This window comes from Streptomyces sp. NPDC097640 (assembly GCF_040302705.1).
Classification (GTDB): domain Bacteria; phylum Actinomycetota; class Actinomycetes; order Streptomycetales; family Streptomycetaceae; genus Streptomyces.
The window spans coordinates 219,377-242,990 of the sequence record NZ_JBEOSB010000013.1 but is presented as its reverse complement, the minus strand read 5'-3'; the positions used below and the strand labels follow the sequence as shown (position 1 = coordinate 242,990).

Below are 23,614 nucleotides of genomic sequence, written 5' to 3'. Positions count from 1 at the left end.
CGCAGAGGTGCCGCTGTCGCCGCCGGCCGCGGCCCGGCGGCCGCGTGCGCGGCCGCTCATACGGTCGCTCCCTTGTCGGACAGCTGTGCCCCGATACGGGCCGCCGCCTCGCGGTCGAGGCGGCCGTCGGCGACCGCGGTGACGATGCGCCGGGTGACGGTGTCGGCGGCGGCGATGGCCAGCCGCCGGTCCCAGGCGAGGGCCGAGCCCACGCCCGGGTAGTCGCCGGTGCGTACGAACCAGGGGTCGGCGCGGGTGTCGCCGGTCGCCCCGGCGAACACCAGCGTCCAGTCCTCGGCCGCGAGCGCCAGCCAGTCCGAGGGCCGCCCGTGCACCGCGGCCTCGCCCTCGCCGCCGTCCGCGCTGAAGACCCGCGGCGGCTCGGCGCGGCGCGGCGCGCGCCAGAAGAAGCCGCCGTAGCCCGCGCCGGGGCGGCCGTTGGTGGCCGGGCTGCCGATGGTGACGGTCTCCCCCGTGACGTTGGTGAGGGCGGTGGTGAAGTCGAGCGCCCAGCAGCCGTCGGCGCCGTGGGAGACGGTGCGCACCGCGACCGTGCGCCGCTCCAGCAGGATCTGCCGGCCGCCCGCGACCCAGGACAGCTCCTCCACGAAGCCGTCCGGGTCGCGCAGCAGCCAGCCGAGGTGGCGCTGCGAGCCGTGGTTGTCCAGCTCGGTGGGGCCCTGTCCGCGCACATAGGTGCGGCCGCCCCAGAAGTTGCGCCCGGCCACGTCCGGAACAGCCATGCCGACGCCGAGGTGGTGCGGGTGGTCGGCGGGGCGCGACTCGGTGACGGTGATGCCCGACAGGGTCCGTACGGGGTGCAGATAGGGGCGGGGGGAGAGGCCTTCGGGCAGTTGCGGTCGGTGGGTGTAGGTGCCGACGGGGCGCCCGTCGCAGCGCAGCACGGTGCAGGGGGGCCGGTTGGGCAGGGAACCGTTCATCGGTGGGGGACCTCCGCGGGGGGTGCGGCCCAGGGGGCGCGCAGTTCCGAGTAGAGGGCGAGGCGTTCCGCGCCGGCGGTGACCAGGCTGTCGATGCCCGGCACGACGCGGCGTTTCGCCGAGGGCGCCGCGCCGACGCCCGGCTCGGTGCGCCAGGCGTCCGCGGGGAGCCGGACCGGATCGGGGGCGGTGCGAATGGCTTCGACGACGCGCATGAACGCGCCGGTGCGCTGCGGGGGGACGAGCAGTTCGGTGCCGTCGCGCAGATGCGCGGCGAGGTTCTCCAGGAGGTCGGTCCGGCCGTGGTCGGTCGTCTCCGGCTCGTGTCCCGGGCGCTCCAGCAGCACCCGGTCCAGCTTGTACCAGAAGGTGATCCGGCCGCGGTCGCCGTGGATCAGGACGTACGGCTCGCCGGGCCGCTCGGCGCAGAGCGTGGCGGCGACGGTGACAGTGCCCGAGCCGGCAGAGCGGGCGGTGCGGAGCCGTACGCAGGAGGTGTCGTCGGCCTCGATGTCGTTGGCCCGGAACAGCTCCAGTTCGATGGATTCGATGTCCTCGGCGCGGTCGGCGCCGTCGATGCGCAGGGCGGTGGCGACGGCGTGGGCGAGCGGGTTGGTGAGCACGCCGTCGATGACGTCCCGGCCGTCGAGGGAGCGGTGTCCGGCCCAGGGGGCGCGGGTGTAGTAGCTCTCGTCGCGCGCCCAGGCGCCGGCCGCGCCGATGCCGGTGACCTCTCCGATGGCGCCGTCGGCGATGAGTTTCCGGATCGCGGTCAGCGCGTGGGAGCCGAGCGACTGGAAGCCGATCTGGCAGGCGGTGCCGAGTTCGCGCAGGCCCTCGGTCATGCGGGTGAACTCGGCGCAGGAGGGCGTGGGGGGCTTCTCCAGCAGCAGGTGGGCGCCGCGCCCGGCCGCGGCGAGGGCGAGGTCGGCGTGGGTGTGGATGGGGGTGCAGATGATGGCGATCCGCGCGCCCGTGCGGGTCACCAGGTCGGCGAGGTCGGCGGACTGCTCGGGGGTGCCGAGGCCGTCGCCGAGCTCTTCGGCGGTCAGGGGGGTGAGTTCACAGACTCCGGCGAGCCGGACCAGGCCCTGGGCGGTGAGCCGCCGGATGTTGTCCAGGTGCCAGTGCCCGTGGCCGCGGGCCCCGGCGAGGACGAGGGGGATGGGTTCCATGGTCGCCTCTCACCCGATCCGTCCGGCGCCCGCGCCGCGCGCCACGTCCCGGGCCGCCTTCGCGGCGCTGTCGATCCGGCCGTGCAGGGCGGGGGTCCAGCCCACGTCGGGGTCAAGGTCTCGCTCGCTGCCGGAGTTGTACGAGTTGTGGATGGCCAGCAGGTCGACGGGGTAGCCGTTGAACTCGCTGCCCTTCTGGTGCAGGGCGCTGCCGTTCCAGCTCTTGACCAGGTCGGCGGCCTCGACATGGCCGGGCGTGGTGAACGCGTTGTTCTCGGCGTAGATCCGCGACTCGGTGGACACGCCCCACGAGTAGCGGTAGTCGGTGCCCTCGGGGACCTGGTAGGCGTTGTTGTACACGTGCACCTGGCCGTAGCGGACCCGCGGGGCGCGCTGGACGACGCCCTTGAAGCTGTTGTGGTGGAGGGTGACGCGCAGCTTGCCGCGGTCCGTGGTGACGTTGTCGCCGTTGCCGATGAGCATGGCCTTGTCGTGGTCGGCGAACCGGCTCCAGGAGACGGTCACCAGGTCCGAGCCGTTAGTGATGTCCAGCAGTCCGTCGTGGCGCAGGTAGTTGCGGCCGAAGTAGGTGGGCTCGGCGGCGTCGGGGTGTCCCTTGTCGCTGAGGGTGACATGGTCGACCCAGACGTGGGTCGCGCCGCGCAGCCAGATGGTGTCGTACGCGGTCTTCCAGTCCCCGAGGCCGCCGGTGTTGGGCTGCCAGACCGGGAAGCAGTCGTAGGCGTCGCGCAGTTCGAGGTTGCGGATGATGACGTTGGAGGCGTCCTTGACCTGGAGGCTCGCGCCCTTGAGGACGGCGTCCCGGCCGAGGCCGACGAGGGTGGTGTTGGAGCCGACGGCCAGCTCGACCCGCTCGGCCTGGCGCGCGGCGGAGGCGGCGCGCGCCTCCTCCTGCGGCCCGGAGGGCTTCTGGCCGCCCCAGCTCCCGGGGTCGTAGGCGGCGAGGTACTTCTCGGTGGTGTAGCCGTCGGTGGCGTAGTCCGCGCAGCTCAGCGCGCGCCCCTGGGCGTCGGTGTTGGCGTCGATGGCCCCCCGGACGTAGATGATCTTCGGTACGGGGCTGCCGCCGTCGAGCGCGGCGGCGAGCTGCGCCCGGGTCCGTACGGTGAACACCTGCGCGTCGTCGGCCGCGGCGCCGCCGGTGGTCCCGGCGCCCTCCGCCGCCCAGCCGTCGTCCGCCCCGAGCACCTCGCGCCCCAGGTCACGGCCGGGGGCGGGGGCGGGGTCACGGCCGGGGGCGGGCGGCTCGGCCTGTGCGCCGGCGGGCAGGGCCAACCCGACCAGCCCGACGGCCGCCAGGGCCGCGATGCCGAGCCGGGTCCACCCCGAGCGCGCCGCGCGCGATATCGCTGGAACCCCCCGTCCCTGGGGGTGCGCCATGCCCATCTTCGGACCTCCTTGTCCGCGAGAGTCGTACTCCGATCGGCCACGAGCCGCCGATCGGCGGCGTTACGGCCCGGCGCCTAGCCCTTGACCGCGCCCGCGCTGAAGCCGGTGATCAGCCACTTCTGGATGAAGGCGAACACGATGACGACCGGGACGGCCGCGATCACACCGCCCGCCGCCAGGGCGCCCAGGTCGACGCTGTCCGCCCCGATGAGCGTGTTGAGGCCGACCGGGATGGTCTGCTTGTCCTGGGAGCTGAGGAACATCAGGGCGAACAGGAAGTGGTTCCAGCTGTGGACGAAGGCGAAGGAGCCCACCGCGATCAGCCCGGGCCGCAGCAGCGGCAGCACCACCGCGCAGAAGGCGCGGAAGCGGCCGCAGCCGTCCACCCATGCCTGTTCCTCCAGGGACACCGGCACGTTCCTGATGAAGCCGCTGATGAGGATCATGGACAGCGGCAGCTGGAAGACCGTCTCCGCGATGACCACACTCCCCAGTGAGTTGATCATCTGAAGGTTCTTGAAGATCTCGAAGAGCGGGACCAGCATCAGCGCGCCAGGAATGAACTGCGAGGCCAGCAGCGCCAGCATGAACGCCTTTTTGATCTTGAATTCGAAGCGCGCCAGCGCGTAGCCGCCGGCCAGGGCGACCACCGTGGTCATCACCAGCGAGCAGACTCCGACGATCATGCTGTTCTGGAAGAAGATGCCGAAGCTTCGCTCGTTCCAGACCTTGGCGAAGTGCTCGCCCGTCATCGGCCACGGCACCAGCGAGGTGGAGCCCGCCGGGCGCAGCGCGAACAGCAGCATCCAGTAGAACGGGATCAGGGTGAAGAGCAGATACAGGGCCAGCGGCAGATAGATCTGCCAGCGCGGCACGCCCTGGTCGATCCCGCGCCCGCGCTTCCTGCCCCTGCCCGTGTCCGGAAGGGCTTCGGGGGCGGGGGCGAGGCCCTTCTCCGCGAGTGCGGTGGTCACTTGTTGTCGCCTCCGAACTTGCTCAGGCGCAGATAGAGGATCGAGCAGAAGAGAAGGATCACGAAGGCGACGGTGGTCAGCGCGGAGGCGTAGCCGAAGTCGTGCCCGTCGATACCGGTGTTGGCGACGTACAGCGGGAGGGTGGTGGTCTGCCCGGCCGGGCCGCCGCCGGTGAGGGTGTAGAGCAGGTCGACGTTGTTGAACTCCCACACCCCGCGCAGCAGCGTGGAGAGGATGATCGCGTCCTTCAGGTGCGGCAGGGTGATGTGCAGGAACTGCCGCGCCCGCCCCGCGCCGTCGACCGAGGCCGCCTCGTACAGGTCCTTCGGGATGGACTGGAGGTCGGCCAGGATGAGGATGGCGAAGAACGGCACGCCGCGCCACAGTTCGGCGAGGACGGCCGCCCAGAAGACGGTGCCGGTGTCGGAGAGCACCGAGGTGCCGTAGCTGCCGATCCCCGCGTCCGCGAGATAGCGGCTGATGCCGGTGGACGGGTTGTAGAGCAGCATCCAGATGGTGGTGGTCAGCACCCCGGAGACGGCCCAGGGCGAGAAGACCAGGGCACGGGCGATGCCGCGGCCGATGAAGGTCTGGTTGACCAGCAGGGCGAGCGCGAGGCCGAGGACCAGCTGCAACAGCACCTCGGTGACGACCCATTTGCCGCTGAAGGCGAGGGCGTCCCAGAACTGCGGGTCGTCGGTGAAGATCTTGGTGAAGTTGTCCAGGCCCGCGTAGCCGTTCCGCCAGGGCTTGGTGACGTTGTAGTTCTGAAGGCTGTAGTAGAGGACGCTGAACATCGGATAGGCGATGAAGCCCAGCATCAACAGCCCGGCGGGGGCGATCAGCAGATACGGGAGGCGGCGGGTGGAGCCTCCGGTTCGGCGCCGGGTGACCCGGGGTGGTTTCGCCACGGCGTCGGCCATGACTGCTTCTCCGTTCTCAGGGGTGCACGGTCGGGCGGGTGAAGCGCTTACCGAATGTCGTTCGGCATGTCGTGCAAAAAAACAGCTGCTCAGAGGGGGTGTCAGCCTGCGTATGGCTCGGGGTCCGCGCCAGGGGCGGCGAGGAAGCGGAAGTCGCAGCCGGTGTCGGCCTGGGTCATCTGTTCCTGGTACAGCGCGCCGTAGCCGCGGGTGTACCGGGGCGGCGGCGGTGTCCAGGCCGCCCGGCGCCGCTCCAGCTCGGCGTCGTCGACCTCCAGGCGCAGGGTGCGCGCCCCGACGTCGAGAGTGATCAGGTCGCCCGTGCGGACGAGGGCGAGCGGCCCGCCGACGTACGACTCGGGCGCGATGTGCAGCACACAGGCGCCGTAACTCGTCCCGCTCATCCGCGCGTCGGAGATGCGGACCATGTCCCGCACCCCCTTCTTGAGGAGGTGGTCGGGGATCGGCAGCATGCCGTACTCGGGCATCCCGGGGCCGCCGAGCGGGCCGGCGTTGCGCAGCACCAGCACGCTGTCCTCGGTGATGCCGAGTTCGGGGTCGTTGATGGTGGCCTGCATCGTCTTGTAGTCGTCGAAGACGACGGCGGGGCCGGTGTGCTCGAGCAGGTGCTGCTCGCAGGCGATGTGCTTGATGACCGCGCCGTCCGGGCACAGATTGCCGCGCAGCACCGCCACCCCGCCCTCGCTCGCCCGCGGGTTGTCCAGCGGCCGGATCACCTCGGGGTTGTGCACGAGTGCGCCGTCGAGCTGTTCGCGCAGGCTGGTGTGGGCGACGGTCGGGCGGTCCAGGTGCAGGGTGTCGGTCAACCGGCCGAGGAAGCCGGGCAGGCCGCCCGCGAAGTGGAAGTCCTCCATCAGGAAGCGGCCGCCGGGGCGGAGGTCGGCGAGCACCGGGACGGTGCGGGCGATCCGGTCGAAGTCGTCGAGCGTGAGCCGCACCCCGGACCGCCCGGCCATGGCGATGAGGTGGATCACGGCGTTGGTGGAGCCGCCGAGGGCGAGGACGGTGGCGACCGCGTCCTCGTAGGCCTCAGGGGTGAGGATCCTGGAGAGCCTGAGGTCCTGCCAGACCAGTTCGACGACGCGCAGCCCCGAGGCCGCGGCCATCCGTTCGTGCCCGGAGTCGACGGCCGGGATGGAGGAGGCGCCGGGGACGGTGACGCCCAGCACCTCGGCGGCGGCCGTCAGCGTCGAGGCGGTGCCCATGGTCATGCAGTGGCCGGGCGAGCGGGCCAGTCCGCTCTCCAGCTCGGACATCTCGCAGTCGCCGATGAGCCCGGCCCGCTTGTCGTCCCAGTACTTCCACATGTCGGTGCCCGAGCCCAGCACCTCGTTGCGCCAGTGGCCCGGCAGCATCGGCCCGGCCGGCACGAAGACGGTCGGCAGGTCGGCGGTGGCGGCCCCCATCAGCAGCGCGGGGGTGCTCTTGTCGCAGCCGCCCATGAGGACCGCGCCGTCCACCGGGTAGGAGCGCAGCAGCTCCTCGGTCTCCATGGCGAGGAGGTTGCGGTAGAGCATGGGGGTCGGCTTCTGGAAGGTCTCCGAGAGCGTCGACACCGGGAATTCCAGCGGGAAGCCGCCGGCCTGCCACACCCCGCGCTTGACCGCCTGCGCGCGGTCGCGCAGATGGACGTGGCAGGGGTTGATGTCGCTCCAGGTGTTGAGGATCGCGATGACCGGCTTGCCCAGGTGCTCCTCGGGGAGGAAGCCGAGCTGGCGGGTGCGGGCGCGGTGGCTGAAGGAGCGCAGGCCGCCGGTGCCGTACCACTGGTGGCTGCGCAGCTCCTCGGGCGTCTTTCTCCGGGGAGTCCCGGGGGCCGGGGAGGTCTCGGGGGTCGCCTCGGGGGCCTCGGGAGTCGCGGGAGTCTGCGGGGTCGCGGAGGGCGTCATATCCCCCACCCCTGGACGAGCGCGGCGACCTCGGCGCGCTGCGACTCGGGCAGCGGGCTGCTGGGCGGGCGGATGTCGCGGCGGCACAGGCCGAGCGCGGCAAGCGCTTCCTTGACGACGCTGACGTTGTTCGCCGACTGGTGGGCGGCGCGCAGGTCTTCGAACGGCCGGATCTGCTCCCACACCTTCATCGCGCCCGCGTAGTCCCCGGCGCGCAGCGCGCCCAGCATGTCGAGCGAGACCTTCGGGGCGACGTTGACCAGCCCGGAGGTGAAGCCGGTGGCGCCGACGGCCCAGTACGAGGGCGCGTACAGCTCGGCGAGCCCGGCCACCCACACGAACCGGTCGAGCCCCGCCTCGCGGGCGACGGCGGCGAAGCGGGCGGCGTCCGGCACCGCGTACTTGACGCCGATGACGTTGGGGCAGGCCTCGCCGAGCCGGGCGACGGCGGCGCCCTCGATCAGCGGGTTGCGCAGATACGGCACCACGCCCAGCTCGGGGACGGCCTCGGCGATGGCGCGGTGGTAGTCGACCCAGCCGTCCTGGGAGACGTACGGGTGCACGGGCTGGTGCACCATCACCATCCCGGCGCCCGCCTCCCGGGCGTGCCGGGCGGCCTCGACCGCGGTGGCCACGTCGTGGCCGACGCCGACGAGGACGGCGGCCCGGTCGCCGGTCTCCTCCACCGTCAGCTCGGTGACTAAGCGGCGCTCGGCGAGGGTGAGGGCGTAGAACTCGCCGGTGTTGCCATTGGGGGTGACGGCCTTGACCCCGCCGTCCAGGAGCCTGCGCAGCAGTGCGCGGTAGGTGTCCTGCTCCACGGCGCCCTCGGCGTCGTACGGAGTCACCGGGATCGCCACGACGTCAGCGAGCGCCGCCCTCAGTGGTGAGTAGTCCATACGGTGCCTGTCCCTTCTGGTCGAGCCGGTACGGCTGGTCGGGCCGGTGGCCGGTTGGGCCTGCTGGGCTGGGGACGGTGGCGGGTGGGGGTGAGGCGCGTGGGCGCGTGCGGGACCGTCCCCTCATCGCACGCGCCCACGCGGTCTAGGGGGCCGCCTCCGCGGCCCGGGCGGTGTCCGGGGCCGCCGGGCTTCCCGGAGCTCCCGGGACTCCCGGCGTTTCCGGGACTCCGGGCGTTTCCGGGACTCCCGGGAACGCGCGCCGGACGAAGGAGGCGATGTGGTGGTGCAGGGCGGCGGCAGCGCCGTCCGCGTCGCCGTCGAGCGCGCGGGCCAGGATCTCGCGGTGCTCGTCCGCCTCCCGCTCCCAGGACGGGACGGCCTGCCAGGCGATGGCGGAGACGAGAGCGGCCTGGTCGCGCAGTTCGTCGAGCATCCCGGCCAGCAGCGGGTTGCCGCAGGGCAGATACAGCGCGCGGTGGAAGTCGCGGTTCGCCAGCGACCGGCCGGCCGGGTCGGCCGCGGCGGCGGAGCGCTCCAGGGCCGCGCTCGCGCCGGCCAGGTCGGCGCGGGTGGTGACGGTGCGGCGCAGCGCCTCGGGCTCCAGCAGCAGGCGCACGTCGTAGACGGCGTGGGCCATGGCGGTGTCGACGGTGCGTACGGTCGCGCCCTTGTACTCGCTCATCACGACGAGCCCGCGGCCGGCGAGGGTCTTGAGGGCCTCGCGTACCGGGGTCTTGGAGACGCCGAACTGCGCGGCCAGCTCGGTCTCGACGAGGGGCTGGCCGGGCCGCAGCTGTCCGGTGAGGATGGCGTGCTTGACCGCCTCCAGCACATATTGCGTACGGGAGGGGATCGGGCTCGGCGCAATGTCCATAGGGCTCTCAGATCTCACATATCGCGTCTCATATATGACGTACGAAGTACGACGCGATGAAATTAGGACCGCCCCAAAGCTTCGTCAATGCTTCTGACAAAAAACCCGGGGCGGCCCTTGAGATTTGACCGAGCGTCAGGGAAGCCGTTCGAGGGCGGCGCGCACCGCCGCGAGATCCGCGTCGGAGGCCAGTCCCGCGTGGTAGAGACGGATTTCGTTCGCGCCGAGCCCGATCGCGTGCGTGGCGTCGGATTCGAGCGTGGCGGGGCTGCCGCCCATGCCGGTGACGACGGTGAAGTTCGCCGCCAGGGTGGTGCGCTCGGTCGCGTGCGGGGCGAAGGGGGTCAGCACATCGGCCCGCGCCGCGTCGTTCCCGGTGCAGGGCAGCACGACGCCATCGGCGTGGCCGAGGATGCCGGCCGGGTCCACCCCGACGTTGGCGCCGAAGCGGTGGGGCGCCGGGTCGGCGTGCAGCAGCACCCGGAACGCCCCGTCGGCCGCCTCCCGTACGGCCGCGACGGCGTCCCGCTGGAGCTCGGCCGCGACCCGGTCGCGCCAGGTGGCGAACGTGGCCGCGTGGTCGGCGCCGAGCAGCTTCTCGACCTCGGCCCACTCGGCGGCCCGGTCGCCGCCACCCTGGACCGCCTCCCCCGACCACACCGGTCCCAGGGCGCGCAGCACCGCCTGCCGCAGCTCGTCCGGGTCGGCGCCGAGCGAGGTGTAGCCCGCGCGGCAGCTGTCGCAGAAGCACAGCGACATCAGGTACTGGGCGGCGCCGCCGAGCGGCACCCCGCCGATCTTGTCGTGCGCGTGCAGGTGGGTGACCCCGTACCAGCCGCAGGACTCCAGCTCGGTGCCGCGGGTGCCGGGCCGCGCAGCCGCCTCGGCGGCCAGGTCGACCACGTACGAGCGCACCTCGGGGCGCGCGATGCAGGGCGCCCAGGGGTAGCGGTCGCCGTAGGCGTTGCGCACGGAGGTGTGCGGCAGCTCGTCGCCCATGCGGGAGTTGTGCGCGAGGACCACCCAGGAGTGCACCTCGAGCCCGGCGTCCGCGAGGGCGCCGGCCGCCTCGCCGTACGGGTCGGCGCCGTCCACCCAGGACTGCTCGTACGGGCGCAGCGGGCGGCCCGCCCAGCGCTCCGGGTCCGGCGGGTAGAGGACGGCGGCGTGGCGGGCGGTGACGATGCGGTGGCGCGGGTGGCGCGGGGTCAGCGCGCGGGTGGAGTGGTACGCCGAGGCGAGGGTGACCTGCTGGACCCCGAGATCGGCGATGCGGCGGGCGGCGTCGGGGTCGCCGACGACGTCCCAGGGGTAGACGAAGGCGGAGGCTTTCAACGCGGTTTCCCCCTCGGGGTCGTCAGGCTTCGGTGACTTCGGTGACGGTGACGGTGGTGGCGGCATCCCCGGGGACCAGGGCCAGGCCGCGCTCGATCAGCTCGGCCAGCTCCTTGAGGTGCTCGGGGCTGGGCTCGCACAGCGGCGAACGTACCTCACCGACGTCCAGCCCGCGCAGCCGCACGCCCGCCTTGACCAGCGAGACGGCGTAGCCGCGCCCCTGGTTGCGCAGCTCGACCAGCGGCCGGTAGAAGCCGTCCACCAGGGCGTTCGCCGTCGCGTCGTCGCCCGTGAGCAGGGCCTTGTGGTAGGCGAGGGCGATCTCGGGGGCGAAGCAGAAGACCGCGGAGGAGTAGAGCAGCACACCGATGCCGCGGTAGGCGAGGCCGGTCAGCTCGGCGGTGGGCAGCCCGTTGAAGTAGAGGAACTTCCCCTCGGGGTCGTCGGCGCGCACCGCGCTGACGATGCGCTGGAGCAGGTCCAGGTCGCCGAGGCCGTCCTTGAGCCCGATGACGCCGGGGACCTTGGACAGCTCGACCACGGTCTGCGGGGTGAAGACGACGTTGTCCCGCTGGTAGACGATGACGTCCAGGCCGGTGGCGCCCGCGAGCGCGGTGTAGTGCCGCAGCAGCCCCTCCTGGGAGGCGACGACCAGATACGGCGGCATGGCCAGCAGCCCGTCCGCCCCGGCCTCCTCGGCGAGCTCGGCGTACTGGATGGCGAGGGCGGTGCCGTACCCCGCCCCGGCGACCACCGGCACCCGCCCGTCGGCCACCTCGACGGCGGCGGCGACGGCGGCGCGGTACTCCTCGGGGGTGAGCGCGTGGAACTCACCGGTGCCACAGCACGCGAAGACGGCGGCCGCCCCCGCCTCGATCCCGCCGCGCACATGCGCGCGATACGCGTCGAGGTCCAGGCCGCCGTCGGGCCCGTAGGCGGTCACGGGGAAGAACAGCAGTCCGTCGAGGCGCTCGGCGAGTGAGGCTGAGGCTGAGGTCACGGGCTCTCCCTGTCCTGTGCGCCGACGTGCCATCACCTCATCGGCGCGTACATGTTTCTGATCGTCATCTATATTCATGAACGCAGCCACGGTAGGACAGCCCGCCCGCGCCGGTCAAGGCAGCTGCACGCACGGAGAGTCGCCCGGAACACGCCACCACCCCTCTCCCGCGACCCTTGACGCACCCCCGCCACCCTCCCTAGCGTGTCCATGTTCATGAACGGCATCTATGTATGAATTTCCGTCCTTAACGGAGGAGTTCCCCTCATGCCCGCTCCCCGCACCGTTCTCCTCACCGGCGCCGCCGGCGGCATGGGCACCCTGATGCGCGAGCTGCTGCCCGCGACCTACGGATACCGGCTGCGTCTCTTCGATGTGATGCCCATCGAGGGCGAGCCGGACGCCATCACCGCGGACCTCGCCGACAAGGACGCGCTGCGGGAGGCCGTGCAGGAGGTCGACGCGATCGTCCATCTCGCGGGCATCTCCCTGGAAGCCCCGTTCGAGAAGATCCTGCGGGCCAACATCGAGGGCACCTACAACCTCTACGAGGCCGCGCGCGAGGCGGGCGTCCGCCGCATCGTCTTCGCCTCCAGCAACCACGCCATCGGCTTCACCCCACGCCCGGCCACCACCCCCGTCCCCGCCGAATCCCTCATCCCCATCGACACCCCGCGCCGCCCGGACACCTTCTACGGCCTGTCGAAGTCCTTCGGCGAGGACCTGGCGTCCTTCTACTGGGACAAGCACGGCATCGAGACGGTCGCCATCCGCATCGGCTCCTGCTTCCCCGAGCCGACGTCGGTGCGCATGCTGTCGGTCTGGATGAGCCCCGCCGACGGGGCCCGGCTGCTGCACGCGGCCCTCACGGCGGAGGACGTCGGCTACACGGTGGTCTACGGCAGCTCGGCCAACACCCGCCTGTGGTGGGACCTCACCTCAGCCCGCGCGCTCGGCTACGAGCCGCAGGACGACTCGGAGCCGTACGCGGCGAAGCTCATCGCCGAGCAGGGCGAACTCGACCCCGGCAACCCCGACCACGCTTATCTTGGCGGCCACTTCTGCACCAACCCGCCTATTTGGCCGCACTGAGGATGTTGCTCTGGGACTGAGAGCCTGCGCCTGAGGCATGCGTGACAAGGCAAAGCCGCTCAAGATGAGCCCATCTATGCTGGCCCGCAGCAGCACAGGGGGAAGGAGCAGCGGATGGACTGGTTCTGGTGGGTTCTCATCGTCTTTTGGACGGGGGGCTTCGCGTGGGCAGCTGACAACGTCCGCACTGCACTGCGCAATCGGCATGAGCGCAAATTGCAGTTGCTGGAGGCAGCGAAACAGGAACGTTTGGCCGTCGACGCAGCACACAAGCCTCCGGAGCCAGTGTGCGGATGCACGCACCATCTCGCCAAACACGACAAGCAGGGTCGGTGCCACGAACGCGTCGAGGTGCCCACGGCTTGGGACGAGAACAAGAAGCCGCTGCGTTACGAGGCTGGTCAGTGCAACTGCCAGCAGTACGTGGGACCGCAGCCTCTGTCGCAGGTGTTCGCGGAAGAACTGACAGATCTCGCGTGACCGGGATGGCGAGGCCGCGCCCTCCATGGCATTGGGACCACTGATCGTGTGTTCCATGGGGATCCCGGTGGCCGCCACCGCGCGGAGATACCCGGCCCGGAACGGCCCGCCAAAATGGGGGTCGTTCCGAGCGGGAGGATGCGGTGTCGGTGGTCGTTGAGGCGCAGCGGGCCTGGAGGCAGCGCGGAAATCCACGCGCGCCCGCCGGCTCCCCGGCGGTACGGTCGATGCCTCTCCGGCGGCCGCCGAAAGGAGCGCGCCCCATGCCCGCACCGTCCGGCTTCGCCTATCGACAGCGCGGCGACGGCAGCGTGGTCATCACCCACAACGGCCGGGCGGCGGCCACCCTGCGCGGCACCCGGGCTGCGCAGTTCATCGCCGAGGCCGACGCTGGCGATCCGCAGGAGGTGATGGCGCGCTGGACCGGCAACTACCGCAGGGGCAACGAGCGCACCGCCCGCGACCACCCGCGCAACCGCCACTGACCGGCGCGCGCAGGGCGCGCTGTCCGGCGTTATGCCCGGCTGTCGCTGTGCGGGACGGTGGCCTCCACCGCGGGGCGAGGGCGGTCGCGTTCGGCCCACCGTACCGCCGGGCCCATCGCGTAACCGGCGCCGAGAAAGAGCCCGCCGAGCAGCAGCCAGCCGGGGAACCCCCAGGTCATGAGGAGCGTGGTGACCAGCAGCGGTCCGAGGGTGCGCGCCACGGCCACACCGGTGCCGAAGAAGCCTTGATACTGGCCCACCTGGTCGGATGGAGCCAGGTCGAAGCCGATCTGCCAGGAGCCGGCGGACTGCTTCATCTCGCCGAAGACCTGGAGCAGCGCGGCGGTGACGAGGACCGCCGTGGTGGCCCACGCCGGGAGCCTGGCAGCCGACACGGCGAAGACCGCGCATGAGGCGAGAAGGATGACGCCCGCGCCGCGCACGGCTCGCGATGCCGAGCGCAGATCGGTGACGGCACGTGCCGTGCGGACCTGGAAGAGCATCACGGCAAGGGTGTTGAGGACGAAGAGCGCCGATGCCAGCCAGGTCAGATGGGGAGTACGGGCGGCGATCCACAGTGGGATCGCGAGGCTGAGCAGGGGCAGCCGTAGCAACAGCACCGTATTGATGAGCGTGATGACGGCGTACGGCCGGTCGCGCAGCACCGCGAGTCGGGGCTCGGCGTTCATGCGCCGGTGAGTGTCCTTCACGGCGGGCAACCGCAGCAGGATCAGGGCGCAGACGAGGAAGCTGAGCGCGTCGACGACGAAGACGGCGAGGAAGGCCGTGCGGGTTCCGTTGTTCAGGACCAGACCACCGAGAGCCGCGCCAATGGCCAGCCCCGCGTTGAGGGTCGACTGCATGTGTGCGAGCACTCCGGTGCGTTCGGCCGGATCGACGAGGCCCGCCAGCAGCGCCTGCCGGGCCGCCGCGAGTCCCGACTGGGCGGTTGCGTACAGGCTGGCCACGAGCAGGAACGGCACGAACGAGCGGATGACGAGGAAAGAAGCGACCATCACCGCGGTGGCGAGGGCGAGCAGCACCGCCATGGTGCGCGGTCCGCGCCGGTCGGCGAGATGGCCGAGCGGCACCCCGGCCAGGGAGCCGACAGCCCAGGCGATGGTCAGGCCGAGGCCGAGCCGAGCAGGCGACAGGCCGGCGACCCGGGTGAAGTACAGCGCCGAACAGGTGTAGTACACGCCGTCGCCGATGGAGTTGCTCAACTGGGCGGCAGCGAGAATCCGTGGCCCCCCTGGGGGCGGGATCATTCGTGTCGACACATCGATCCTTGAGGCAGGAGCCGCTCAGAAAGCGCTCACCATCGCTGACCACGCCACGGTAGGCAGCAGACGCCCCAGGCATCAGGGACAATCACGGCCCAGGACGGTGGGCCACTTTGCGCGAGGTGTCCGCGGCATAGAGGTCAACGGTCAAGGCGGACCCCCGATGCGGCCTGAGGTTCGGGCAGCCAGTCCCGGGCCGGGTCGTACTCCAGCCACCGGCTACGCCCCGCCTCCCCCGCGAGGGCGCTCAGCAGCGCCGGCAGGTGACGGGGTCCGCGGCCGCACCACAGCAGCGACCAGGCGTACAGCGGCGTGGGCTCGACCAGCGGAACGGACCGGATCCCCGGAATGTGCGGAAGCGGCACGTCGGCCGGTATCAGCGAGAAGCGGCGCGGGTCCGCGGCTAGGTCGGCGAGGAAACCGTCCAGCCCCAGGTTGGTGCCCTCGGCGTGGTCGCGGATGCCGAACCGCTCGGCGAAACGGTGCAGGAAGTCGAGCCGGTCCAGTGTCGCGGGGGCCCACAGCAGGCTGCCGCGCAGTTGCTCGGGCCGCAGGGCGGACGCGTCTGCCAGTGGATGGTCCGCGCTGAGGACGGCGTCCACCGGCTCCAGCCGTACCAGACGGTGTGTGAGCCCCGCGGGCAGCGGCGGATGGACGCGGCCGAACGCGGCGTCGATGTCGCCGCGCAGCAGCGCCGCCGCCACCGACGGCAGATCACGGCCGTGTCCGAGCTCCAGCGGTGGTGCGTCGCTTCCCGCCGCCACCTGTGCCAGCGTCCGCATCGGTGCGTAGAGGTGGCCCCACACATCGACCCGCAGCGGCCGGTGTTCGTCCCGGGCCGCGGCCACGGCCCGGTCCGCGGCGGCCAGCGTCTGCCGGGCCGGTTCCAGGAAGCGGTGGCCGGCGCGGGTCAGCTCCACCCCCTGGCCGGTGCGCAGGAACAGCGCGGTGCCCAGCACGGATTCCAGGCGCGCGATCCGCTTGGACAGCGCCTGCTGCGAGATCGACAGCCCCGCGGCCGCCCGTCCGAAGTGCGACTCCTCGGCGGCGCGAACGAAGGCGTGTACCTGCGCCAGATCGAGGTCCATGGCTCTCACCCTAGATGTCCGTTCCGGGAGGTAGGCGCCTCTCACCGCTTCTTTTCTCCGAAGTTGAAGTTTGACTGTAATCAGGTTTCATGCAGACTGTAACTCGCCAGGAGATGACCACGTCGGCAAATGCGCAACCGTGTCCGGCACATCGACGACCACCGAGAAAGAGGAACAATGAACCGGCGCGCGCTCGTCACAGCGGGAACTGGTGGAATCGGTCTGGAGACCGCGGTGGGCCTCGCCGCGGCCGGATACGCGGTGACCGTGGTCGGCCGCGATGCGGCGCGGGGCGGCAGCGCCGTCGAGCGCATCAACGCCGTCGGCACCGCCACGGAGGCCCGGTTCGTCACCGCCGATCTCGCATCCCTGTCGGAGGTACGGGAACTTGCCGACCGCGTGACGGCGGACGGTGCCCTGAGCGTGCTGGTCAACAATGTCGGAGCGATGTTCGACGACCGGCGCGTGACACCCGACGGCATCGAGGCGAGCTTCGCGCTCAACCATCTCAGCCCCTACCTGCTGACGGAGCTGCTGCTCCCCGCCCTGCGCGCCGGCGCTCCCAGCCGCGTCGTGAACGTCACCTCCGGCTCGGTCCGCATCCCCACTGGCCGCATCGACACCGCCGAACAGCAAGGCGGGTACTACGGCCTCCACGCGTACGGCCGCGCAAAGCTCGCCAACCTCGCCTACACCCTGGACCTGGGGCAGCGCCTGAAGGGCGACGGCATCTCCGTGTTCGCCGCCGATCCCGGCGGCGCGGTCACCACCATGACCACCGGGACCATGTCCTCGTCCCGAGTTGTCGCCCCCTGGCTGCGGCCCTTCTGGCCGCTGGTCCACAAGGCCTTCCGGCGCACCACGTCCGGGACACCGGCGCAGGCCGCCCGCTCGTCGGTCGCCGCTGCGACCGACCCCGCCCTCGCCGGCCGCCCGGGACTCGTCATCGGCCCTGACGGCCGGCCGCTCTCACCACCGCGCCGTGCGACCGACCCCCGCCTGGCCGAGGCCGTCCGCACACTCAGCCGACGCCTCGCGCCGCCGACGGACGGAGACTGATGGCAGCGCCGGCCCGCGGGGGATGTCCTGCCGATCACGCAACCTCACACCCGCACCTGGGCGCTGGAGCACCTGGCCGAACCTCTCCTGCTCCGCGACCTCGCCGGCCACGCGCACCTGTCCGAGCGCACCTTCATCCGCCGTTTCATCGCCGAGACCGGGCTCCCCCCGATGAAATGGCTCCAACTGGCGCGGATCAACCACGCCAAGCAGCCGCTCGAACGCAGCGACGCGACAAATCGACACGATCGCCCGCCTCAGCGGTCTCGGCACGGCGGGCAACTTCCGCACACTCTTCACCCAGCACTGCGGACTGACCCCGTCGGCATACCGCGGCATGTACTCCTGCGACGGTGCCGGACCGGCGTCGCCGGAGCAGCCGACGTCTCGTGGTCGTTGACGTTCAGGGGCGGGTCGGCAGGTCAGGCCCCGCCGGGGAAGCCGTGTGGTCCGTGCGTGCCGGGTCCGGGGCGAGCTCTCGCAGGAGGCCGGGGGAGAAATTGCCGCCGGTGAGGATCGTGGCCAGCGAAGCGACACCGAGGTCGTGGCGCAGTGCCGCGGCGATGCCGACCGCGCCCGAGGGTTCCAGGATCAGGCCCAGGCTGTCCCGCACCAACCGCAGCGCCCGCCGGATGTCCTCCTCCTCGACGAGGAGGACCTCGTCGACGACCTCGCGCATCCAGGCCACCGCCGCGGGCACCGGCACCCGTACGGCGATGCCGTCCGCCATGGTGCGCACCGGTCCCGTGGTCTCGGGCACGCCGGTGCGCCAGCTCGTCGCCATGGCGGGGGCGCCCGCCGCGCACACCCCGATGATCCGGGTACGAGGTGAGCGGGCCTTCGTCCAGCAACCGATGCCGCTGATGAGCGCGCCGTTGCCGACCGGGACCACGATCGCGTCGAGACCGAGCGGGGCCAGTTCCACGGCGATGGTGCCGGCTCCCTCCGCGATGAGCGGCTCGTCGCCGTCCTCCACGAAGACGCACTCCGGGCGGGTGCCGGCGTATGCCCGGGCCGCGTCCTTGGCGGCGTCGAAGTCGGCGCCCGACAGCACGACTTCGGCGCCCAGTTCCCGCATGCGCGCCACCTTGTTGGGGTTGGCGTCATGGGCGGCGAACACCGTCACCGGGATACCGCGGGCCCGCCCGACATACGCCATGGCCTGGCCGAAGTTTCCGGCCGAGGCGCAGACGACATGCCCCGCGACCGCCACTTGCCGCAGAAAGAGGTCCGCTCCGCGGCCCTTGAAGGACCGGAGCGGGTTCAGTGTCTCCACCTTGACCACGATGTCCCGGCCGAGTGCGCGGGAGAGCGAGGGGTCCGAGAACTGGGGAGTGTGGAGGAAGGCGGGGGTGATGAGACGGGCGGCCTCGTCGATGCCGTCAGGAGACAAACTCGTTACGGTCATGACTCATCCTAGGTCGGCACTCGGCGTGCCGGAGGCGTGGTCCCACAAGTGGCGCCGCCGGCCGTTGGAGCCGACGAAACGCGCGCGCGGCCTGAACAGCGTTCAGGCCGCGCGTGTCGGTCACCTTCGTACCGTCACGCCAGGGAAACCGGGGCGCCGGTGGCGCTCCAGACCGTGCCGCGCCGTTCGTGCCGGATGAGTTCCGAGACGGCATGGGCAACGCGGGGTCCGACCTCGCGTTCGACCAGGTACAGCGCGAGGTCGATGCCGGAGGTGACGTTGCCGGAGCTGAGCAGGTTGCCGTCGTCGACCATACGGGCCTCCACCGGGACAGCCTTCGTTCCGGCGAGGTCCTGGCCCCGCTCGTGAGTGACCAGCGGCCGGCCGTCCGCCAGGCCCGCGTGGGCGAGGAGGAGGGAACCCCCGCAGACGGTGGCAACGGTCATGTCCGGGCGGGCCAGCGCCTCGCGCAGCCGGTCCGGCAGAGCCGTGGACCCCGCCTGGCCGAGAATCCAGCCGATGCTGCCGACGACGCCGGGATCCATCGAGATGCTTCCCGCGGCGCCGGGGACGACGATCACGCTTTTCTTGTTCACGTCCACGGCGGAGGTCGCGGTGAGCTTGATCGACGGGAATCCACTGACCACGTCCCGTGCGCCTTCGGCGCTGACGAACTCGGTGGACACCCGTCCGCCGGAGAACTCGCCTGCGGAGTGGAAGACTTCGAAGGGTCCAAGGACATCGAGGGGGTCGAAGCCGTCGAAGAGCGCGATCTGTACGTGCATGACACAAGTCCTTTGTCTCGTCATAGTCAGGAAGAGCGGTCGGTGAAACAGCGCCGGAGGTAAAGCGCCGGAGGTAGACGGGAAACCGGTCAGCGCAGCATCCGGCGCAGCGCATGAGCGCTTTCGGTGACGGCCTGGTTGAACCGGGGGCCGAGATGGACGAATGGCAGGAAACCGTGCGGCAGGTCCGCTTCGCGGACGGCTGTGACCGGGACACCCGCGGAGCGAAGCTTGTCGGCGTAGGACTCGCCTTCATCACGCAGCGGATCGAACCCCGTCGTGACGAGGTGCGCCGGCGGCGTGTCCGGGGCGACCTCGCCGTAGACGACCGACACCTGCGGATCCGTACGGTCCACTCCGGGGCGAAGGTAGTGGTCCTGGAACCAGCGGATGTCGTCGTCGGTGAGCAGGAATCCCTTGCCGTATGTGTCCCGGGACGGGTGACGCGTGGCCAGGTCGGTGGCGGGATACAGCAACCACTGCCCCGCCGGGACGGGGCAGTGCCCCCGCGCGGCGGCACGACGGGCGGCCACCGCGGCGAGCGTGGCCCCCGCGCTGTCCCCACCGACCACGATCCTGTCCGGGTCGATGCTGAATTCCTCTGCCCGCGAAACGGTGTCGTCGAATACCGCCAGTGCATCGTCCACCGCAGCGGGGAACGGGTCCTCGGGGGCGAGCCGGTAGTCCACCGACAGCACTCGGTGGCCTGAGTGTTCGGCGAGAAAGCGTCCCACGTGGTCGTATCCGACGCGGCTGCCGACCACCCAGCCTCCGCCGTGGAAGAACACCAGCGCGCCCGACGTTCCGGGGCAGGACGCGGGTTCGTACAAGGTTGCTTCCAGAGCGTTCCGCCCGCCCTTGAGGCATACCTCGGACACCGTCACCGCCTGCGTCGGCCGCCGGCCGGCACGGAGCATCGGCGCGTTGCGCTCCAGCGCCGCGCGGGACAGCTCCGGTGAGTCCTCGACCACCAGAGCCGACTTCTTGTCGCCGAGGGAGCGGATCAGCAAGCGGGCATCGACGGCCAGTGCTTCGCCATCCACGATGATCTCCGGTCCCGCCAGCGCCGACCGCACCCGATCCGGCAGGCGGCCCAGCAGCCCGACCATCACCTCCTGTGCCCGCACCCCCATCGGCACCGAGGTATCCCTGGCCATGTCGGCCCCCCATCAAGTTACAGCTTGACTGAAAGGAAGTTTCAGGCAGACTGTAACTCAGCGAAGAGGGTCACGCCAGTGAGTGCGGCTGACGGCGCCGGGCGTGACGGAGGTGGGGTCACCGGCTCTGGCAGGCCAGAGGGTGCGGCCCTTACTCAGTGACAGGAAGAAGGACGAACTGATGACGGTACCCATGGACACCGAAATCGCGGCCGCGCTGTCCCCGATCATCGCGGCGGCGGAGGCCGCTCCCCCGCTGGCACCCGGTGACTGGCAGACCCGGCGGGAGGTGTTCGGCACGGCGATAGCCGCTCAGGCCGCAGAGCTCGACGCCCCTCCCGGCGTCACGGTGACACCCTGCTCGGCCACGGCCGACGACGGGACGACGATCCCCTTGCGCCTCTACCAGCGGCAGGATGCCCAGAGGGCGCCACAGGGGGCGTCGCTGGCCGTCTACCTTCACGGCGGCGGGATGTTCCTCGGCAGCCTTGACACCCACGACACACAATGCCGCATCTATACACACCTCTCCGGCGTCGCGTTGCTTTCGGTCGGCTACCGCCTCGCCCCCGAGCATCCGCACCCGGTTCCCGTAGAGGACTGCTACGCCGCTCTGCGCTGGGCCGAGGCGAACGCCGCCGACCTCGGCATCGCCCCCGCTCGCATCGCGATCATGGGAGACAGCGCCGGTGGTGGCCTCGCAGCCGCCGTGGCTCTTCTCTCCCGGGACCGCCGCGGCCCTGCCCTGGCGGCCCAGATCCTGATCTACCCCATGCTCGACGACCGGACCGTCGTCGCCCAGCCCGACCTCGCCGACACGGCGACCTGGAGCGCGGAGGACAACCTCACCGGCTGGCGCTGCCTGTTGGGTGATGCGGCGGGCGGCCCTGACACCCCTGCCTATGCCGCCCCCGCCCGCGCCGACGACCTGGGCGCGCTTCCACCCGCTTACATCGAAACAGGCCAGCTCGACCTCTTCCGGGACGAGAACATCGCCTACGCGCAACGGCTCAGCCACGCCGGGGTACCGGTCGAGCTCATCCAGTACCCCGCCGTACCCCATGCCTTCGACACCTTCGATCCCGCGGCAGCCGTCAGCCGCCGCGCGGTCGACAATCGCGTACGGGCATTGGGCGCCCTGTGAGCGCCGGCCACCGGCACTCGGCGTACAGGCATGGAGCCAGGCAGCCGCTTGCGGTGTGCTGCTACGCGGCGGTCGCGCGGCTGGCGGCTTCCCACAGAGCCGTGCCGAGCTCCTCGCTGTGGAGCTGGACGGAGCCCCTGGCGGGGCGGGTGCGGACGAAGTAGGAGCCGTCAAGGGGCTGTTGGCGGGTAGCCAGTTCAATCAGCCGTTCGGCGCCCTGGCGAGGGGTGCCGATGAACGGACGGGCGGCGGTCTTCAGGAGGCTCCCGGTGCGTCCCATATACCGGCCGAAGTCCGAGGCCATGATGCCGGGATGGAAGTCGCCGACATCCACGCCCGGGTTGCGGCGGTGGAACTCGCGCAGCAGCACTCCAGCGGCCAGCTTGGCCCGCGCGTAGGTCCGGTGGCCCGACACACGCGGCTCCCCCACGAGGGCGGCGGCGAGGTTGTGCGGAGAGAGGACGGCATTGCTGTGGGACCGGGAGTTGGTCAGAAGGACGCGGCCGGTACCGAGCCTCCCGGCCAACTGCGTCATCAGCAGCCACGGCGCCAGGGCGTTGGCCTGGAAGGAGGCATCGATCCCGTCGTCGGTGAGGCGCGGGGGCATGACGCCTCCGGCGTTGAGGGCCAGTACGTCGATGTTCGGCACGGCTTGGGCCAACTGCGCGGCCAGACCGCGGGTCTGGGACAGGCTGGTGAAGTCGGCCGTGTAGGTGGGCGCGTGCAGTTCCTCACCGATGGCCCTTGTGCGTTTCTCGTCGCGGCCCACGAGGTGCAGTGCGGCGCCTCGGGCGCTGAGGAGGCGGGCGGCCTCGGCGCCCGCACCCGAGCTTGCCCCCGTCAGCACAATGATCTTGCCCGTGAGGTTCATGGGAGCGTCATCCTTTCGGCGCGCCGCTGACCGAGAGGCGGTCGGCGGCGGGGCTGGCGGATTCGACGGCGCCCAGCAGGCACTGGGCCAGGTCGGCGCGGCTGATCGCCAGGGGCGAGGGGGTTTTGATGTCGGCGTGGGCGGACCAGGCAGGTGAGGCGGGCTGGTCGGTCAGCGAGCCGAAGTAGGCGACGGTGAAGTCGAGCCCCGAGGCGGCGAGGATCGCCTCCGCGGTGTCGAAGTCCTGGTAGTCGCGGCGGATGAGCAGCCGGGTCAGCGCCTTGAGCGGCCATGCGGTGTGCTGTCGTGAGGCGCCGCTTCCCCAGGCCAGCGGCATGGCGATACGCCGTACCTGGTGCAGATGCATGGCGGCCACCAGATTCGCTGTGGCCCGGGCCATCACCGCGGAGCCGGTACGCGCCTTGAGCCAGAGCGGATTGCCCAGTGCGCTGACGATCGCGTCCTGCCCGTCGACGGCGCGGCGTACGGCGGCCAGGTCATCGCCCACAGCACCCTCCACGATGCGCAGCCCGGGCGTCTCGGCCTGCTCTGCACCCCGTCGTACGAGTGCGGTCACCTGGTGTCCGCGCTCCAGGGAGTGGGTGACCACCTGCCTGCCCAGGCCGCCGTTGGCGCCGACCACGAGGAGCTTCATCTCCGTCATCTCACTTCATCACTCATGTTTCAGCCGCCCTGCAACTCAGGGCCCAGTCATGCCTCGCACCCGCTGGAACTGGAGACTGCCCGGAACTCCAGTTAAAGTCAAACTGAAACTTTCCGAGGAGGAACGAGAAGTCGTGACCGCCCAGCCCCCGCCCAACAGCACCGCCTTCCTGCTCGCCGCCCTGGGACGGCGAACACGCGAGGACGTCGAACGGGCACTCAAGCCGACCGGTTGCACGCTGCGCCATCTCTCGGCCCTCGGTCACCTGATGGGGGAACCGGGAATGTCCTACAGCGAACTGGGCCGCAGGGCAGGGATCACCGCACAGAGCGCCCAAGCCACCGTCCGGCAACTGGAAGAGCGCGGTGCCGTCGAGCGCCGCACCAACCCCGGACGAGGCCGCACCGCGGAACTCCACGTCACGGAAACTGGCCAGGAGCTCCTGCGGGCGGGGCGCGATGCCTATGCCGAAGTGGATGCCGCCCTGGAACGCGTGCTCGGGAAGCAACGGCGCCAGGACCTCACCGGGCTCCTCCTGTCGGCGTTGTCCGGAATCTCTCCCGGGAGGGACTGAGACCAGGACCGCTCGCCGGGCCGGCCGGGGACCCCATGGGTGACAACCCTTGGTTGTCGGCTCGCCCAGCAGGTTGTTGG

General features: G+C 71.2%; 23 protein-coding genes. 6 read left to right on the top strand and 17 right to left on the bottom strand.

Going from position 1 to position 23,614, the window contains the following annotated elements; all coding sequences use genetic code 11:
• Positions 1 to 56: 56 nt before the first annotated feature.
• The 10 genes from ABTY62_RS22310 to ABTY62_RS22265 all read right to left on the bottom strand — a co-directional run bounded on the left by ABTY62_RS22310 (position 57) and on the right by ABTY62_RS22265 (position 11,477).
• The gene (locus ABTY62_RS22310) at positions 57 to 941 is read right to left on the bottom strand and encodes a DUF6807 domain-containing protein (RefSeq protein ID WP_352131166.1); all 885 of its coding nucleotides are present in this window, start codon (positions 939 to 941) and stop codon (positions 57 to 59) included.
• The gene (locus ABTY62_RS22305; RefSeq protein WP_352131165.1) at positions 938 to 2,116 is read right to left on the bottom strand and encodes a Gfo/Idh/MocA family protein; all 1,179 of its coding nucleotides are present in this window, start codon (positions 2,114 to 2,116) and stop codon (positions 938 to 940) included. Before ABTY62_RS22305 ends, ABTY62_RS22310 begins: the two co-directional genes overlap by 4 nt.
• 9 nt (positions 2,117 to 2,125) lie before the next feature.
• Positions 2,126 to 3,523 carry a pectate lyase family protein gene (locus tag ABTY62_RS22300; RefSeq protein WP_352131164.1) on the bottom strand — a complete coding sequence of 466 codons (1,398 nt, stop codon included), beginning with the start codon at positions 3,521 to 3,523 and terminating at the stop codon, positions 2,126 to 2,128.
• Positions 3,524 to 3,600: 77 nt separating this feature from the next.
• Entirely contained in the window at positions 3,601 to 4,500 is a 900-nt protein-coding gene (locus ABTY62_RS22295; RefSeq protein WP_502997499.1) for a carbohydrate ABC transporter permease, read from the bottom strand.
• Positions 4,497 to 5,423: a carbohydrate ABC transporter permease gene (locus ABTY62_RS22290; protein WP_311724968.1), complete on the bottom strand. Its 927-nt coding sequence runs from the start codon at positions 5,421 to 5,423 to the stop codon at positions 4,497 to 4,499. The genes ABTY62_RS22295 and ABTY62_RS22290 overlap by 4 nt, the downstream gene beginning before the upstream one ends.
• Positions 5,424 to 5,524: 101 nt before the next feature.
• Positions 5,525 to 7,333 (bottom strand): L-arabinonate dehydratase, encoded by a 1,809-nt coding sequence (gene araD, locus ABTY62_RS22285; RefSeq protein WP_352131163.1) that lies wholly within the window; start codon positions 7,331 to 7,333, stop codon positions 5,525 to 5,527.
• Complete coding sequence (locus tag ABTY62_RS22280; protein ID WP_352131162.1) at positions 7,330 to 8,232, bottom strand: dihydrodipicolinate synthase family protein; 903 nt, start codon at positions 8,230 to 8,232, stop codon at positions 7,330 to 7,332. Before ABTY62_RS22280 ends, araD begins: the two co-directional genes overlap by 4 nt.
• Before the next feature lie 145 nt (positions 8,233 to 8,377).
• The gene (locus ABTY62_RS22275) at positions 8,378 to 9,109 is read right to left on the bottom strand and encodes a GntR family transcriptional regulator (protein WP_352131161.1); all 732 of its coding nucleotides are present in this window, start codon (positions 9,107 to 9,109) and stop codon (positions 8,378 to 8,380) included.
• A 135-nt stretch (positions 9,110 to 9,244) separates the two neighbouring features.
• Complete coding sequence (locus ABTY62_RS22270; protein ID WP_352131160.1) at positions 9,245 to 10,444, bottom strand: beta-ketoacyl-[acyl-carrier-protein] synthase family protein; 1,200 nt, start codon at positions 10,442 to 10,444, stop codon at positions 9,245 to 9,247.
• A gap of 22 nt (positions 10,445 to 10,466) precedes the next feature.
• Positions 10,467 to 11,477, bottom strand: a complete 1,011-nt coding sequence (locus ABTY62_RS22265; RefSeq protein WP_352131159.1) for a 5-dehydro-4-deoxyglucarate dehydratase — start codon at positions 11,475 to 11,477, stop codon at positions 10,467 to 10,469.
• A gap of 234 nt (positions 11,478 to 11,711) precedes the next feature.
• On the opposite strand from ABTY62_RS22265, the gene ABTY62_RS22260 reads away from it, so the two are divergent.
• From ABTY62_RS22260 to ABTY62_RS22250, 3 genes are all read left to right on the top strand, one after another.
• Complete coding sequence (locus tag ABTY62_RS22260) at positions 11,712 to 12,536, top strand: NAD-dependent epimerase/dehydratase family protein (protein ID WP_352131158.1); 825 nt, start codon at positions 11,712 to 11,714, stop codon at positions 12,534 to 12,536.
• Between the two features lie 114 nt (positions 12,537 to 12,650).
• Positions 12,651 to 13,016 (top strand): hypothetical protein, encoded by a 366-nt coding sequence (locus ABTY62_RS22255; protein ID WP_352131157.1) that lies wholly within the window; start codon positions 12,651 to 12,653, stop codon positions 13,014 to 13,016.
• Positions 13,017 to 13,279: 263 nt separating this feature from the next.
• A complete protein-coding gene (locus ABTY62_RS22250; protein ID WP_352131156.1) occupies positions 13,280 to 13,501 on the top strand; it encodes a hypothetical protein in 222 nt (73 codons plus the stop codon).
• Between the two features lie 29 nt (positions 13,502 to 13,530).
• On the opposite strand, the gene ABTY62_RS22245 is transcribed toward ABTY62_RS22250, so the two are convergent.
• Both ABTY62_RS22245 and ABTY62_RS22240 read right to left on the bottom strand, forming a co-directional pair.
• Positions 13,531 to 14,769: an MFS transporter gene (locus tag ABTY62_RS22245; RefSeq protein WP_352131199.1), complete on the bottom strand. Its 1,239-nt coding sequence runs from the start codon at positions 14,767 to 14,769 to the stop codon at positions 13,531 to 13,533.
• A 155-nt stretch (positions 14,770 to 14,924) separates the two neighbouring features.
• Positions 14,925 to 15,872 (bottom strand): LysR family transcriptional regulator, encoded by a 948-nt coding sequence (locus ABTY62_RS22240; protein WP_352131155.1) that lies wholly within the window; start codon positions 15,870 to 15,872, stop codon positions 14,925 to 14,927.
• Between the two features lie 177 nt (positions 15,873 to 16,049).
• Here ABTY62_RS22240 and ABTY62_RS22235 point away from each other — a divergent pair, with 177 nt between their 5' ends.
• Positions 16,050 to 16,931 carry an SDR family NAD(P)-dependent oxidoreductase gene (locus tag ABTY62_RS22235; protein WP_352131154.1) on the top strand — a complete coding sequence of 294 codons (882 nt, stop codon included), beginning with the start codon at positions 16,050 to 16,052 and terminating at the stop codon, positions 16,929 to 16,931.
• 403 nt (positions 16,932 to 17,334) lie between these two features.
• Here the strand turns inward: ABTY62_RS22235 and ABTY62_RS22225 are convergent, their stop codons facing one another.
• From ABTY62_RS22225 to ABTY62_RS22215, 3 genes are all read right to left on the bottom strand, one after another.
• Positions 17,335 to 18,339, bottom strand: a complete 1,005-nt coding sequence (locus ABTY62_RS22225) for a threonine ammonia-lyase (protein WP_352131153.1) — start codon at positions 18,337 to 18,339, stop codon at positions 17,335 to 17,337.
• A gap of 134 nt (positions 18,340 to 18,473) precedes the next feature.
• Positions 18,474 to 19,124: a DJ-1/PfpI family protein gene (locus tag ABTY62_RS22220; protein WP_352131152.1), complete on the bottom strand. Its 651-nt coding sequence runs from the start codon at positions 19,122 to 19,124 to the stop codon at positions 18,474 to 18,476.
• Positions 19,125 to 19,213: 89 nt separating this feature from the next.
• Entirely contained in the window at positions 19,214 to 20,281 is a 1,068-nt protein-coding gene (locus tag ABTY62_RS22215) for an alpha/beta hydrolase (RefSeq protein ID WP_352131151.1), read from the bottom strand.
• A gap of 181 nt (positions 20,282 to 20,462) precedes the next feature.
• On the opposite strand from ABTY62_RS22215, the gene ABTY62_RS22210 reads away from it, so the two are divergent.
• Entirely contained in the window at positions 20,463 to 21,425 is a 963-nt protein-coding gene (locus ABTY62_RS22210) for an alpha/beta hydrolase (protein WP_352131149.1), read from the top strand.
• A 61-nt stretch (positions 21,426 to 21,486) separates the two neighbouring features.
• Here ABTY62_RS22210 and ABTY62_RS22205 read toward each other — a convergent pair whose 3' ends face one another.
• Positions 21,487 to 22,296: an SDR family NAD(P)-dependent oxidoreductase gene (locus ABTY62_RS22205; protein WP_352131148.1), complete on the bottom strand. Its 810-nt coding sequence runs from the start codon at positions 22,294 to 22,296 to the stop codon at positions 21,487 to 21,489.
• Between the two features lie 7 nt (positions 22,297 to 22,303).
• Positions 22,304 to 22,960 carry an NAD(P)-dependent oxidoreductase gene (locus tag ABTY62_RS22200; RefSeq protein ID WP_352131147.1) on the bottom strand — a complete coding sequence of 219 codons (657 nt, stop codon included), beginning with the start codon at positions 22,958 to 22,960 and terminating at the stop codon, positions 22,304 to 22,306.
• Between the two features lie 133 nt (positions 22,961 to 23,093).
• On the opposite strand from ABTY62_RS22200, the gene ABTY62_RS22195 reads away from it, so the two are divergent.
• The gene (locus ABTY62_RS22195) at positions 23,094 to 23,534 is read left to right on the top strand and encodes a MarR family winged helix-turn-helix transcriptional regulator (RefSeq protein ID WP_352131146.1); all 441 of its coding nucleotides are present in this window, start codon (positions 23,094 to 23,096) and stop codon (positions 23,532 to 23,534) included.
• Positions 23,535 to 23,614 lie beyond the last annotated feature (80 nt).